Here is a 13,621-nt window from a genome sequence, read left to right on the forward strand (position 1 = left end):
GCCCGGAAAAGTGACAGGGGTGCCCTGAGAGGGATGTCTGGGGCGCTCGCGAATGTTCACGCGCGAACGCAGAGTGCACCGATGGGTGCGGGGAGTGTCCTTTCGACGCTGCTCTTGCCGGTTCCAGTCAGCACCACAGTCGAGCCTCTTTGAGCTCCACCGATGGTGAGAACAAGCCGCTTCGTGATCCGGGACCACCCTTGAACATGGGGTTGGTGAGTGACCGTGAACGGATCGTCGGATCACCGCCAGCGGCGGATCTCCAGGTCACTTCTCTTGAAGCAGGTTCAATCCTAGCTCACGTTTCACGCCCGCACTGCGCACATTCATATTCCGTCACGGTGCCGGGTGTGTTCAGCGTTGCGCCGCCTCAGGGCCCGAAGCGGAGGTGGATTCCTCGGGCCGGGCGGTGAGTATCGCGCGCAGCAGGTTCAGCGCGGGCTGCTTCTCCAGCGGGTTGTTCTTGTTGCCGCATTTAGGGGACTGCACGCAGGAGGGGCAGCCCGTGGCGCAGTCGCAGCCGGCGATCGTCTCGGCGGTGGCCCCGATCCATTCGGCGGCCAGCTCGAAGCCGCGCCGGGCGAACCCGGCCCCGCCGGGGTGCCCGTCGTAGACGAAGATCGTGGGCAGCTCGGTGTCGCGGTGCAGCGCGGTGGAGACCCCGCCGATGTCCCAACGGTCCCCGGAGGTCAGCAGCGGCAGCAGCCCGATCATGGCATGTTCGGCGGCATGCAGCGCCCCGGGCACGAGCTCCGGGATCACCCCGGCCTCCGCGAGCTCGGTCTCCGGGGCGGTGATCCACATCGCCTGGGTGCGCAGCGAGGAGGGCGGCAGGTCCAGCGGCTCGTCGGAGAGCACCTCGGAGGAGCCCAGCGCCTTGCGCTGGAAGCCGACCACGGTGCTGGTCACCTCCACCATCCCGGAGTGCAGCCGGTAGCGGCCCCAGTCCATGGCTTCTTCGGTCTGCAGCACCTCGATCGAGGTGGTCTGCCGGGCCTGGGTGTAATACGGCGGGCTGGCCGGAAACACCAGCACGGCGCTGTTCTCGCGGTCGAGCTCCTCCACGATGTAGCTGCGGCCCTGGTGGAGGTAGACCGCTCCTGGGTGGGCCTGGGGCTGCGCCTGGGCGGAGCCCATGTCCCCGATCACGGTGCCGTCTTCCGCGTTGACGATCGTGTAGGGCCCGCCGCCGTCGGAGCGCAGCTTGACCCAGGCCGCTGCGGAGACGTCGTCGTGGGCGAAGAACCAGCCGCGCGGCCGACGTCGCAGGTGTCCCTGCTCGGTGAGCGACTCGATCAGCCAGGACTCGAACAGCTCCAGGTCCGGGGTGGTCAGCGGGAGCTCCTGAGCGGCGGCGAGGATATGCGGGGCGGCCACATGTGGATTCCTCGGGTCGGTCACGGCGTCCTCGACCGCGGTGTCGAAGATCGCCTCCGGGTGGTCCAACAGATAGGAGTCCAGCGGATCATCCCCGGCGATGAAGAACGCGGCGCCGCGCTGGCCCGAGCGCCCGGCGCGGCCCAGCTGTTGGAAGAACGAGGCGCGGGTGCCGGGCCAGCCGGCGATGATCACCGCATCCAGCCCTGAGATGTCGATCCCGAGCTCCAGCGCCGGAGTGGAGGCGACGCCGAGCAGCCGGCCTTCGCGCAGCGCGTCTTCGAGCTCGCGGCGCTCCTCCTTCAGATACCCGGAGCGGTAGGCCGCCACCCGTCCGCTCAGGTCACGGTCCACCTCGGCGAGTGAATCGGCGGCGATCTGCGCGATGGTCTCCGCCCCGCGGCGAGACTTGATGAAGGCCAGCGTGCGATGCCCGGCGACCACCAGGTCGGTGAGGATGTCGGCGGCCTCCACGGTGAGGCTGCGCTTGAGCGGAGCGGCGTTGTCGCCGGTCAGCGTGGAGTCCGAGGCCTCCCAGAGGTAGATGTCCACGGCCCCGTGGGGGGAGGCGTCCTCGGTGATGGCTTCGACGGCGGACTCCGGGTGGCCGATGAGCCGGGAGAACGACGTCGCCGGGTCGCCGCTGGTCGCCGAGGCTCCGGTGAACACCGGGTGGGCCCCGTAATGGGCGCAGATCCGACGCAGTCTGCGCAGCAGCAGCGCGATGTGTGAGCCGAAGATCCCCCGGCAGCTGTGCGCCTCATCGATGATCACGTAGCGCAGCCGGGCGAAGAACCTAGCCCAGGCCCGGTGGTTGGGCAGGATCCCGACGTTGAGCATGTCGGGATTGGTCAGCACCACATTGGCGTGCTGACGGACCCAGCGGCGCTCGGTGGGATCGGTGTCCCCGTCATAGGAGGCTGGCCGAATCCCGCCCTGGGTCCCGGCGGGCCCGGTGGCCTCGGCGAGCTGGGTCAACGCCTCGAGCTGATCCGCGGCCAGCGCCTTGGTGGGGGAGAGGTAGAGCATGGTCGTGCCCACGCTGGGCGGGGGACCGACGCCGCCGGGTGAGGACGCCGGCAGCGCCCCGCGCGGGCCGCCGGAGATCTCGGCCAGTCCGGGCAGCTGGGTGCCCAGGGACTTCCCTGAGGCGGTGCCGGTGGCCAGGATCGTATGGCGCCCGGCATGCAACGCCTCGGCGGCGAGCACCTGGTGGTTATAGAGTCCTGAGACCCCCAGCTGCCGGTAACCCGCACGCAGCTCGGCGGGAACCCACTCGGGCCAGGCAGCGGTGCGCGCCTGCCGGGCCGGCAGGGTGCGGACATGGCGCAGCGGACCGGCGTCGCCGATCTCCGTCGGCAGACCTGCACGGCGCAACAGCTCAAAGGGGTCCTGATCGGGCATCCCCCTCAGGCTACGGCAGGATGGCGCTGCATTCCCCGGCGCACCGGTGAGCACTGCTGCCGGTCAGGCGCGGCCGCCCAGGGACCGGATGTGATCGGGCAGCCGATCGTGGGATCCATACATGAAATGGTTCTCCATGCGCTCGGAGTAGCGGCTGGCCTCGGTGCTGCGACCCACCGCCTCGGCGGTCTCCCGGATATGCATCGGCGAGGCCCCGCAGCAGACGCCCAGGTAGTTGATCCCCAGATCGTAGGCCTCCTTGGCGAACGCGCCGATCTCATAGCGATTGCTGAACAGCGGATCCAGCGCGGTGGGGAAGGTCCGGCCGTGCGGGGAGGGCACGCCGGCGCGGACATCGGAGAGGTTGAAGAAGGTGGGCTCGCTCGGGGTGGTGCGGTAGGGCACCGGCAGCGCGGCCACGTGGCAGGAGACCGCCTCCCGGATCTGGCGCAGCCAGGGCAGCATGGTCTCGGGTCCGCGGAAACAGTTGAGTCCGACGACGTCGGCTCCGGCCTGCTCCAGGCGCTGAGCGGTCTCGACCACGCCGGGCCCGTCGGCCATCTCCTCGAAACCCATGGGCGCCAGGGTGAGCACCACCGGCAGCCCGGAGGACCGGGCCACCTCGAGGGCCGCGAGTGCTTCTCCGGCGTAGTAGAAGGTCTCGCCGATGATCAGATCCGCGCCCTCCTCCACCGCCCAGTCGACCATCTCCTGGAACATGCCGCGGACCTCGTTCTGGCGCTGGACGTCCGAGGGGTCCCAGATGTTGGTGTTGGAGATGTTGCCCGCCACGAGATCTCCGGGCCGGGAGTCGGCGACCTCGCGGGCGATGCGCAGGGCGGCACGGTTCAGCGGCTCGAGCAGGTCCTCCTTGCCGATCACGCGCATCTTCTCGCGGTGCCCGTTATAGGTGAAGGCCTCGACGATGTCAGAGCCGGCACGCTGGAAGTCCCGGTGCAACCCGCGCAGCGCGTCCGGGTTCTCCAGCGCCACCTCGGGCACGAACTCACCGGCGGTGAGGTAGCCGCGCCGCTCAAGCTCGAAGAGGAATCCCTCGGCGCAGATGACCGGGCCTGCATCGAGTCGGTCGGTGAGCGGGTTGGCGGCCATGGGGAGCTCCTTCGGCGACAGTATGGAGCTGCATCGTCCCCCGATAATGAGTGAACAATTGAACTTAATGCAGCAAGTGTGCCGATCCTACCGCACTGCCCGGGCGGGGCCTAAGCGTTGAGGTCGTCGAACTGGGAGTGACTCGGCCGCAGCCGCCCGCCGGAGGTGGCGCCGTAGACGTGGACGTCGCCGAGCAGGGTCCAGCCCAGGAACTCGTAGAGCTCCCGACCGTCCCCGGTGGCCACGAGCAGACCCTCTTCGACGTCGTGCTCGTGGGCGATCGCGATCAGCGCGCGGGTCACAAAGGTGCCCAGGCCCTGGCGGCGGTATTCGTCGTTGGTGTAGATCCGGTCCAGGATCGCGTAGTGGCCCACGGTCGCGACGCGGCCTCGGGCGGCGATCGTGTCACCGTCACGCACGGTGAAGCGGGTCCAGCCGTCGTGGTCCTCACGAGTCGTGGTGTAACCCTCTGGCGTGATCGGATCCTCCACGTCCTGGGTGTCCATGTCCACGACCATCAGCTTCTCCTCATCGCTGATCAGCTGCAGCCCGTCCACCGGGTTCTGGCTCAGCGACTCGGCACCGGGTTCTGCGATCACGGTCAGCAGTCGGGCAGAGTCCTTCGCCACGGCGGCGGCGATCTTGCGCAGATCGGTGTCCTGTGGGGAATACAACACGTACTCCCACTCGTCGGAGTCCCCGGAGCGCAGAGCCGAGTGGACGCCGCCCTCGTGCTGGACGTCGTAGTCGTGAGTTCGCGCCCATCCGGTTACCCAGTGGCGTACAAGGTCATCGCTGAGCTCAGAAGTCATAGTCCGACCATACAAAGAAAAAGCAGCGCACCGTGAGAGGACAGGACAACGAGTTCATAAAGATGTTGTTCAGAACTACCCTTGAGAGGTGAGCATGTCCCGGATCGTCCTCTATTACGCCTTCACCCCCCTCGCAGATCCCGAGGCGGTGAAGCTCTGGCAGCACACGCTCTGCCGGGAGCTCGGCCTCAGGGGCCGGATCCTGATCTCCCCGCAGGGGATCAACGGCACCGTCGGCGGCGACATCAACGCGGTCAAGCAGTACGTGAAGCAGACCAGGGCCTACGCCCCGTTCCGTCAGCTGGCCTTCAAATGGTCCGAGGGCGGGGCGGAGGACTTTCCCCGGCTCTCGGTCAAGGTCCGCCCCGAACTGGTGGCCTTCGGCGTGCCCGAGGAGATCGAGGTCGATGCTCAGGGCGTCGTCGGCGGCGGCGAGCACCTGCAGCCGCAGCAGGTCCATGACCTCGTCGAGGCGAAGCGGGCGCAGGGCGTGGAGGTGGCCTTCTTCGACGGCCGCAACGCCGTGGAGGCGCAGATCGGGAAGTTCAAGAACGCCGTGGTGCCGGAGACCGAGACCACCCGCGACTTCATCGCCGAGCTGGACTCCGGGCGATACGACCACCTCAAGGACCAGCCGGTGGTCACCTACTGCACCGGCGGGATCCGCTGCGAGGTGCTCTCGGCGCTGATGCGCCGGCGCGGCTTCGAGGAGGTCTATCAGATCGACGGCGGGATCGTGCGCTACGGAGAGACCTTCGGCGACCAGGGGCTCTGGGAGGGCGAGCTCTACGTCTTCGACTCCCGGATGAACACCCGCTTCTCCCCGGAGGCGAAGACCATCGGGGAGTGCAGCTGCTGCGCCAGCCCCACCAGCTCCTTCTATAACTGTATGGACCGGGGATGTTCCACGCTGGCGCTCTACTGCGAGGACCACCGCCACATCCCGGAGACCACCCGCTGCGGCAACTGTCAGGCCCGGCTGGCCCAGGACCCCACCGACCCCAACGCCGGCGCGCTGGGCAAGGTGCGGCGCGGATGAGTCCCGCACAGCATCAGCCCGCGATCCTGCCCGCCCCGGAGGCGGACTCGAAGCTGCTGGCCGGCCTGCGCGCGGATCTGCTCGCCGCACGGTTCACCAATGAACGGGTCGCGCAGCTGTTGGGCGAGGACGCGCTCGCCGCCCTGCAGCGTGACCAGCCGGTGCCGGCGGAGCTGCGCGTGCACCAGCTGCTGCGCGCCGAACCGGCTCCTGACCCCTGCGCGGTGCTCACCGGGCTCTGGCTGCTCGGACTCGAGATCCCCGCCGCGCAGCTCCAGGAGGCCCTGCCCCAGGTCGGCGTCGAGGGCCTGTGCCGCCTGAACCTGGTGCACCCGGCAGCCCCCGGGTCCGCGGCAGCCCCTGGGTCACCGGTGACCGAGGCGCCAGCAGCCGGGCACGACGTCGAGCGGTACCGTCCCAGCGTGGACCTGCGGCCCTATCAGGCCGAGCAGGCCCACGGGCTGTGCGACCTCTGGGTGGCCAGCGACCTGCCGGCCGCGCAGGTGACCGGACCGCTGCATCCCGAGCATGTGCTCGGGATCGGCGGCGCGAGCCTGACCCTGGCGGCGAGCATCCACCGCGCCCCGGTGCGCAGTGCCCTGGAGATCGGCACCGGCTGCGGCATCCAGCTGCTGCACCTGCTGGACCACGCCGAGCATGTGGTGGCCACCGATCTCAGCCGCCGCGCCCTGGACTTCACCAGGTTCAACCTGGTGCTCAACGCCGCAGCGCTGCGCCTGGACCCGATGAACCTCGAGGCACGGGTGGAGCTGGTGCAGGGCAGCCTGCTGGAACCGGTGGCCGGGCGTCGATTCGACCTGATCATCTCGAACCCGCCCTTCGTCATCACCCCGCGCCCGAAGCACGAGCAGATCGACGCGCGCTACACCTACCGCGACGGCGGCAGGGCCGGGGATCTGCTCATGGCGGAGCTGATCGCGGCGCTGCCCGAGCATCTCGCCGAGGCCGGGTCCGCGCAGCTGCTGGGCAACTGGGAGATCCAGGACCACGCCGCCTGGGACGCGCGACCGCGGCTCTGGTGCGAGGCGTTCCCCGCGCAGGTCGACGCCTGGTTCATCCAGCGCGACCGGCAGGACAGCGCCGAATATGCCGAGACCTGGCTGCGCGACGCCTCCACCCAGCGGGAGCCGCAGAGCTACCGGCGACGCTATATGGAGTATCTCGACGACTTCGCCTCGCGCGGGGTGCTCGCCGTGGGCTTCGGCATGATCTTCATCCGCCGCCGGGCCGCAGCGCCGGGTCCGGGCGCGCCCTGGCGGCGCTTCGAGGAGCTCACCGGTGCCGTGGAGCAGCCGCTGGGACCGGTCATCGGAGCCACCGCGACCCGAGCAGAGACCGTGGCCCGGGACCCGCAGTCGGTGCTCGAGGCGGTCCTCACCGTGGCCCCTGATGTCACCGAGGAACGCCATCAGCGCTTCGGCGCCGTCCACCCGGAAGTGATCCTCGCACGTCAGGGGTCCGGACTGCGCCGCAGCCGGGCCGTCTCCAGTGCCGCCGCAGGATTTCTGGGCGCCGCCGACGGGGAGTATCAGGCCGCCGCGCTCACTGCCGCCGTGGCCGCTCTGCTGGCGGAGGAGACCACCGAGCAGGCGAATCTCCAGCAGGCGCTGCGCAGCGAGATCCTGGAGCTCTACCTCGAGGGATACCTCGCGGAGTCTTGATTCTCCCGGCCTCGGCGTGTTCTGCTCGCTGATATATTGAGCACTCGATGGCCAGCCCACTGCTGAGCGACCGAGACTGCACCGCAAGAATTCCCTCAAGGAGATCAGTGCCTGAAGGCAAGAAACTCGTCATCGTCGAGTCCCCGGCGAAGTCCAAGTCCATCGCCAAGTACCTCGGCGATGACTTCATCGTGGACGCTTCCGCCGGGCATATCCGTGACCTGCCACAGCCCTCAGAGCTGCCCACCGAGATGAAGAAGGGTCCGTTCAGCCGGTTCGCGGTGAACCCCGACGACGGCTTCGCGCCCTATTACGTGATCTCTGACTCCAAGAAGAAGAAGGTCACCGAGCTCAAGCGGGCCCTCAAGGACGCCTCGGAGCTCTATCTCGCCACTGACGCCGACCGCGAGGGTGAGGCCATCGCCTGGCACCTGCTGCAGGTGCTCAAGCCCAAGGTCCCGGTCTACCGGATGACCTTCACCGAGATCACCAAGGAGGGCATCACCCGCGCCCTGCAGAACGTGCGCCAGATCGACGACGACCTCGTCGATGCCCAGGAGACCCGGCGAATCCTGGACCGGCTCTACGGCTACGAGATCTCCCCGGTGCTCTGGCGCAAAGTCGGCAAGGGCCTCTCCGCGGGACGCGTGCAGTCGGTGGCCACCCGCCTGGTGGTCGAACGCGAGCGCGAACGCATGGCCTTCATCCCGGCCGGCTACTGGGACCTCTCCGGCAGCTTCGCCACCGCCGCCGGCGAGGAGTTCACCGCCAAGCTCAACGCCGTGGACGGCGCCCGCGTCGCGACCGGATCCGACTTCGACGACCGCGGCCAGCTGAAGTCCACCCGCTCCAAGACCGAGGTCAGCGTCTTGGATCGCGAAGCGGCCGAGGCCCTGGCCGAAGGCCTGACCCAGGCGGAGTTCACCGTGGACTCGGTGGAGGACAAGCCCTACTCGCGCCGTCCGCAGCCCCCGTTCATCACCTCGACCCTGCAGCAGGAGGCCTCCCGCAGGCTCCGGTTCTCCTCCCGGGCCACCATGCAGGTGGCGCAGCGGCTCTATGAGAACGGCTATATCACCTATATGCGTACCGACTCGGTGACGCTCTCGAACGAGGCGATCACCGCGGCACGCCGGCAGATCACCGAGCTCTACGGCGCCGACCACGCGCCGTCGAGCCCGCGGTTCTACTCCAAGAAGAGCGAGACCGCCCAGGAGGCCCACGAGGCGATCCGACCCTCGGGGGATCACTTCCGCACCCCCGGCCAGGTGGCCAATGAGCTCTCCAAGGATGAGTTCAAGCTCTACGAGCTGATCTGGAAGCGCACCGTCGCCTCCCAGATGGCCGACGCCAAGGGCTTCACCGCCTCCGTGCGGCTCAGCGCCGCCGTCTCCGGCGGACCCAAGGCCGGCACCACCGCCACCTTCGGCGCCTCCGGCACCGTGATCACCTTCCCCGGCTTCCTGGCCGCCTACGAGGAGGTCCGCGAGAGCGGCTCGGAGGAGGACGAGGCCAAGGCCGGCAAGGCCGATAAGCGGCTGCCGAAGATCGAGACCGGCGAGAGCCTGATCGGTCGCGACGTCCAGGCCAAGGGCCATGAGACGACCCCGCCGGCGCGCTATACCGAAGCCACGATCGTCGCCGAGCTGGAGAAGCGCGAGATCGGGCGCCCCTCGACCTACGCGCCGACCATCTCCACGATCATGGACCGCGGCTACGTCACCAAGCGCGGCTCCGCGCTGATCCCGTCGTGGACCGCGTTCAGCGTGATCCGGCTGCTGGAGGAACACTTCGGCAAGTACGTGAACTACGACTTCACCGCCCGCATGGAAGAGGACCTGGACCAGATCGCGCGCGGGGAGCTCCAGCGCGAGGCCTGGCTGCAGGGCTTCTACTTCGGCGCCAAGGACGGCGTCGACGGACTCAAGCATGTGGTGGAGAACCTCGGGGAGATCGACGCCCGAGCGATCAACTCCATCGAGATCGCCCCCGGGGTGAACCTGCGGGTGGGTCGCTACGGCCCCTATCTCGAGCGCCCCAACCCTGACGGCGTCGTCAACGCCGAGGGTGAGCTGGAGCCCCAGCGGGCCAACCTGCCCCAGGACCTGGCCCCCGACGAGCTCACCGCCGCCAAGGCCGAGGAGCTCTTCGAGCAGGCCCAGTACTCCGGACGGGTGCTCGGCACCGATCCAGAGAACGGACGCGAGATCGTGGCGAAGGACGGCCGCTACGGGCCCTATGTCACGGAGATCATCGAAGAGATGACCGAGGCGCAGCTCGAAGAGCACATGAAGTCGCTGCCGACCGAGTACTACAAGAACGGCAAGCCCAAGCCCAAGAAGAAGCCGGCCAAGGAGAAGCCTCGCACCGGCTCGCTGCTCTCCGACATGACCCTGGAGACGGTGACGCTCGAGCAGGCCCTGCGCCTGCTCTCGCTGCCCCGCGTGGTCGGCACCGACGAGGACGGCGAGGAGATCACCGCGCAGAACGGCCGGTTCGGACCGTATCTGAAGAAGGGCTCCGACTCCCGCTCATTGGAGACCGAGGAGCAGATGTTCACCATCACCCTCGAGGAGGCGAAGGCCATCTACGCCCAGCCCAAGCAGCGTGGACGCCGGGCGGCGGTTCCCCCGCTCGCCGAGTTCGGCGCCGACCCCACCTCGGAGAAGCAGGTGGTGGTCAAGGACGGCCGCTTCGGGCCCTACGTCACCGACGGTGAGACCAATGTGACCGTGCCGCGCAGCGTCTCGCTGGAGACGCTGACCAAGGAGCACGCCTACTCGCTGCTGGCGGAGAAGCGCGCCGCCGGACCGAAGCAGCCCGGGACGCCCAAGCGGGCGACCAAGAGCACGGCGAAGAAGGCTCCGGCCAAGAAGCCCGCCGCGAAGAAGGCTCCGGCCAAGAAGACCACCGCGAAGACCGGATCCTAGTCAAGGAGTCACCTGATGCGTCTGGGCGTGCTGGACATCGGTTCGAACACCGTGCACCTGTTATTGGTGGATGCTCACCTCGGGGCCAAGCCCGAGGCATTCGCCTCCCATAAACGACCCCTGTCCCTGGTCAAGCACCTGGACGACCAGGGCGCGATCACCGAGGAGGGACAGCGCGAACTCATCGGGTTCATCGCCGAGGCCGCCCGATTCGCCGCGCGGCACCGGGCCGAGGACCTGCTCTCCTTCTGCACCTCCGCGCTGCGCGAGGCCGCCAACGGCGAATCGGTGCTGCAGCGGGTGATCGCTGAGACTGGCGTGGAGCTCACCGAGCTCACCGGCGCCCAGGAGTCGGCGATGACCTTCTTCGCGGTACGGCGCTGGCGCGGCTGGAGCGCCGGGGACATCTTGAACTTCGACATCGGCGGGGGGTCCTTCGAGATCGCCTATGGGGGCGACGAGCTGCCCGCCACCGCGGTCTCGCTGCCGCTCGGCGCCGGACGACTCACCCGTGACTGGCTCGGCGAGGACCCGCCCAGCAAGGATGAGGTCAAGGCGCTGAAGGGCTATGTGCGGGAAGAGCTGGAGGCGGCGCGCCGCGAGTTCCCGGCCCTGAGCGGACACACCGAGGTGCTCGCCACCTCGAAGACCTTCCGCTCGCTGGCCCGGATGACCGGGGCCGCGCCCTCCGCCGAGGGCCCCTATGTGCCCCGCAGTCTGCGCCACGCCGAGCTGAAGCCGCTGGTCAAGAGCCTCGCCTCGATGAGCGCGGCGGAACGCGCCGAGCTGCCCGGAGTCTCCGCGCTGCGCGCCCGGCAGGTCTTCGCCGGAGCACTGGTCGCGGAGCAGGCGATGAAGGTCTTCGGCATCGAGACCCTGCAGATCTGTCCCTGGGCGCTGCGCGAGGGCCTGATCCTGCGCCGGCTCGATTCCCTGGTCCGCGAGGGTGCCGTCGAGGTGCCCACCGCGCCCGGGGTCGGACACGTCAACCTCGCCCGTGAGCTGCGCAAACCCTCCCGCGGCGAGGTCCCCGGCGGTCGCGCCCTCGCGACGGCGGCGGTGGAACATGCCAGCTGAGCAGGTCCAGCCGCGCCCACCCCGCGAGCTGCCCCGGATCCCCGTGGCGCTCTCCACCTCCTCGGTCTACCCGATGGGAGTCGCCGAAGGGTTCTCCATCGCCGAGGACCTCGGCTATGACGGCATGGAGGTCATGGTCACCCATCGCGGAGACTCCCAGCAGGCCTCCACGCTGAACGAGCTGTCCTGGCGCTTCGGCCTGCCGGTGATGGCCATCCACGCCCCCACCCTGCTGCTCACCCAGCAGGTCTGGGGCTCCGCCTGGGACAAGCTCAAGCGCAGCGCCGCCCTCGCCCAAGAGGTGGGCGCCGGCGTCGTGGTCGCGCACCCGCCCTTCCGCTGGCAGGTCGGCTACGCGGAAGGCTTCGCCGAGGGCATCAGCAAGCTGGAGGAGGAGACCGGAGTGGTCTTCGCCGTGGAGAACATGTACCCCTGGCGGGCCGGCGGCCGAGAAGCCACCATGTACCTGCCGCACTGGGACCCGGTGGATCAGCCCTACCCCCACGTCACCTGGGACTTCTCTCACGCGGCCACGGCCGAGGCGGACTCCCTCGAGGCGGTCACCGCCCTGGGGCAGCGACTGCGCCACGTGCACCTGACCGACGGCTGGTCCAACGGGTTCAAGGACGACCACCTGATCCCCGGCCAGGGCGAACAGCGCGTGGCCGAGGCCATGGACCTGCTGGCCCGGCCCGACTTCGCCGAGACCGGCTTCAACGGCGTCGTCGCCGTGGAGGTCGCCACCCGCACCGCCCGCAACGTCGGGGACCGGGAGCGCTGGCTCGCCGAGTCCCTGGCCTTCGCCCGCAAGCACCTCGGCCAGGAGTGATGATGTCCACCAGCACCAGCACCAGCACCAGCACCAGCAGTCCGCCGTCTCCGCAGATCGCGATGCTCGGCCTCGGCTCGATGAACGGGGCGATCCTGGCGGGTCTGCTGGACTCAGCGGTGAATCCGGAGCAGGTCCGCGCCACCACGCGCAGCGCCGCCACCGCGGTGCAGCGAGCGCAGCAGTACGGGATCACCGTGCACGCCGAACAGGACGACGCCGAGGCCAACCGCAGCGCCGCGGGAGATGCCGACGTCATCTTCCTCGGGGTCAAGCCGCATGGCATCGTCGCGCTGGCCGCGGAGATCGCCGATGCGCTGAAGCCGGGAGCCGTCGTGGTCTCTGTGGCCGCCGCGATCAGCGTGGACATGATCGAAGCGGCCCTGCCGCAGGGCCAGCCGGTGATCCGTTCCATGCCGAACACGCCGCTCTCAGTGGGCCTGGGTGTGGTCGGACTGGTCCCGGGCACCCATGCCAGCGCCCAGGACACCGAGACCGTGGCCCGGCTGCTCGGGGCCAGCGGCGCCGTGCACGTGATCGAGGAGTCCCAGATCGACGCGCTCACCGGGATCTCCGGCTCCGGACCCGCCTACGCCTTCTACCTCGCGGAGCAGATGGCCGAGGCCGGAGTGCAGCTGGGCCTGGACCGGGCGCTGGCCGCTGATCTGGCCGCGCAGACCATCTACGGCGCCGGCAAGATGCTGGTGGCGCACCAGGCCGCGGGCACCGCCGACGCCGCCGGGCTGCGCCGAGCCGTCTGCTCGCCCAACGGCACCACCGAACGCGCCATCCACGCCTTCGACGACCACGGCCTGCCCGCCGCGGTGCAGGCCGCCGTCAACGCCAGCGCGCACCGCTCCGCGGAGATCACCGATGAGCTCCGCAGCGCGGACTGAGCCCGGCAGCCGCCGCCGGGGAGGTCCCGGGAGCTACGCGAAGCGCTGGATGGGTCGCCTGACCCGCACCTCCCCGGCGCGGGCAGCGATGCTGATCTTCGGGGTGACCATCGCGGTGTTCGCCTCGCTGCTGAACATGCCCTGGGCCACTGCCTCAGGCTCCTCGGCCGCGTTCCATGAGGCGCTCTTCGTCGCCACCTCGGCCGTCACGGTGACCGGCCTGACTCCCGTGAACACCGCGGAGCACTGGTCCTTCGCCGGTGAACTGGTGATCCTGATCGGCATCCAGGTCGGCGGCCTGGGCATCATCACCATCGCCGCGCTGCTGGCCATCTCGGTGACCCGCAACCTCGGGCTGCGCACCCGCCTGGTCGCCCAGGAGGGCGGCATCTCCACCGGCTCGATGGGAGAGACCGGACAGGTCATCCGGACCGTGGTGATCTGCTCCGCCGTGGTGGAGGCGAT

The 13,621-nt window shown here is 69.2% G+C and carries 10 protein-coding genes; 7 read left to right on the plus strand and 3 right to left on the minus strand.

From position 1 onward, the window contains the following. Positions 1-354: 354 nt before the first annotated feature. From EV640_RS04575 to EV640_RS04585, 3 genes are all read right to left on the minus strand, one after another. Positions 355-2,781, minus strand: a complete 2,427-nt coding sequence (locus EV640_RS04575) for a DEAD/DEAH box helicase (protein ID WP_133725914.1) — start codon at positions 2,779-2,781, stop codon at positions 355-357. Positions 2,782-2,844: 63 nt separating this feature from the next. After that, a complete protein-coding gene (locus EV640_RS04580; RefSeq protein ID WP_133725915.1) occupies positions 2,845-3,891 on the minus strand; it encodes a homocysteine S-methyltransferase family protein in 1,047 nt (348 codons plus the stop codon). 110 nt (positions 3,892-4,001) lie between these two features. Beyond that, the gene (locus tag EV640_RS04585) at positions 4,002-4,703 is read right to left on the minus strand and encodes a GNAT family N-acetyltransferase (RefSeq protein ID WP_133725916.1); all 702 of its coding nucleotides are present in this window, start codon (positions 4,701-4,703) and stop codon (positions 4,002-4,004) included. Positions 4,704-4,791: 88 nt separating this feature from the next. On the opposite strand from EV640_RS04585, the gene trhO reads away from it, so the two are divergent. The 7 genes from trhO to EV640_RS04620 all read left to right on the plus strand — a co-directional run. Then, on the plus strand, positions 4,792-5,742 hold the full coding sequence (gene trhO, locus EV640_RS04590; RefSeq protein ID WP_084479633.1) for an oxygen-dependent tRNA uridine(34) hydroxylase TrhO: 951 nt from the start codon (positions 4,792-4,794) through the stop codon (positions 5,740-5,742). Then, positions 5,739-7,424 (plus strand): DUF7059 domain-containing protein, encoded by a 1,686-nt coding sequence (locus tag EV640_RS04595; RefSeq protein WP_133725917.1) that lies wholly within the window; start codon positions 5,739-5,741, stop codon positions 7,422-7,424. The genes trhO and EV640_RS04595 overlap by 4 nt, the downstream gene beginning before the upstream one ends. 47 nt (positions 7,425-7,471) lie before the next feature. Beyond that, positions 7,472-10,354, plus strand: a complete 2,883-nt coding sequence (gene topA, locus EV640_RS04600) for a type I DNA topoisomerase (protein WP_051501286.1) — start codon at positions 7,472-7,474, stop codon at positions 10,352-10,354. A gap of 15 nt (positions 10,355-10,369) precedes the next feature. Beyond that, complete coding sequence (locus EV640_RS04605) at positions 10,370-11,431, plus strand: Ppx/GppA family phosphatase (RefSeq protein WP_036476279.1); 1,062 nt, start codon at positions 10,370-10,372, stop codon at positions 11,429-11,431. Further along, positions 11,421-12,260, plus strand: coding sequence for a sugar phosphate isomerase/epimerase family protein (locus EV640_RS04610; protein ID WP_051501287.1), 840 nt, complete (start codon positions 11,421-11,423; stop codon positions 12,258-12,260). Before EV640_RS04605 ends, EV640_RS04610 begins: the two co-directional genes overlap by 11 nt. After that, positions 12,260-13,156, plus strand: coding sequence for a pyrroline-5-carboxylate reductase (gene proC / locus EV640_RS04615; protein ID WP_243832225.1), 897 nt, complete (start codon positions 12,260-12,262; stop codon positions 13,154-13,156). Before EV640_RS04610 ends, proC begins: the two co-directional genes overlap by 1 nt. Beyond that, on the plus strand, positions 13,134-13,621 hold a 488-nt coding region (locus EV640_RS04620), incomplete at its 3' end, for a potassium transporter TrkG (protein ID WP_279586510.1). The genes proC and EV640_RS04620, both read left to right, overlap by 23 nt.

Source organism: Nesterenkonia aurantiaca, from assembly GCF_004364585.1.
GTDB lineage: Bacteria > Actinomycetota > Actinomycetes > Actinomycetales > Micrococcaceae > Nesterenkonia > Nesterenkonia aurantiaca.

Bases quoted from the DNA above. Each gene is read 5' to 3' on its own strand.
- EV640_RS04575 (WP_133725914.1), bottom strand. From the start codon at position 2,781: ATGCCCGATCAGGACCCCTTTGAGCTGTTGCGCCGTGCAGGTCTGCCG.
- EV640_RS04580 (WP_133725915.1), bottom strand. From the start codon at position 3,891: ATGGCCGCCAACCCGCTCACCGACCGACTCGATGCAGGCCCGGTCATC.
- EV640_RS04585 (WP_133725916.1), bottom strand. From the start codon at position 4,703: ATGACTTCTGAGCTCAGCGATGACCTTGTACGCCACTGGGTAACCGGA.
- EV640_RS04595 (WP_133725917.1), top strand. From the start codon at position 5,739: ATGAGTCCCGCACAGCATCAGCCCGCGATCCTGCCCGCCCCGGAGGCG.
- topA (WP_051501286.1), top strand. From the start codon at position 7,472: ATGGCCAGCCCACTGCTGAGCGACCGAGACTGCACCGCAAGAATTCCC.
- EV640_RS04605 (WP_036476279.1), top strand. From the start codon at position 10,370: ATGCGTCTGGGCGTGCTGGACATCGGTTCGAACACCGTGCACCTGTTA.
- EV640_RS04610 (WP_051501287.1), top strand. From the start codon at position 11,421: ATGCCAGCTGAGCAGGTCCAGCCGCGCCCACCCCGCGAGCTGCCCCGG.
- proC (WP_243832225.1), top strand. From the start codon at position 12,260: ATGATGTCCACCAGCACCAGCACCAGCACCAGCACCAGCAGTCCGCCG.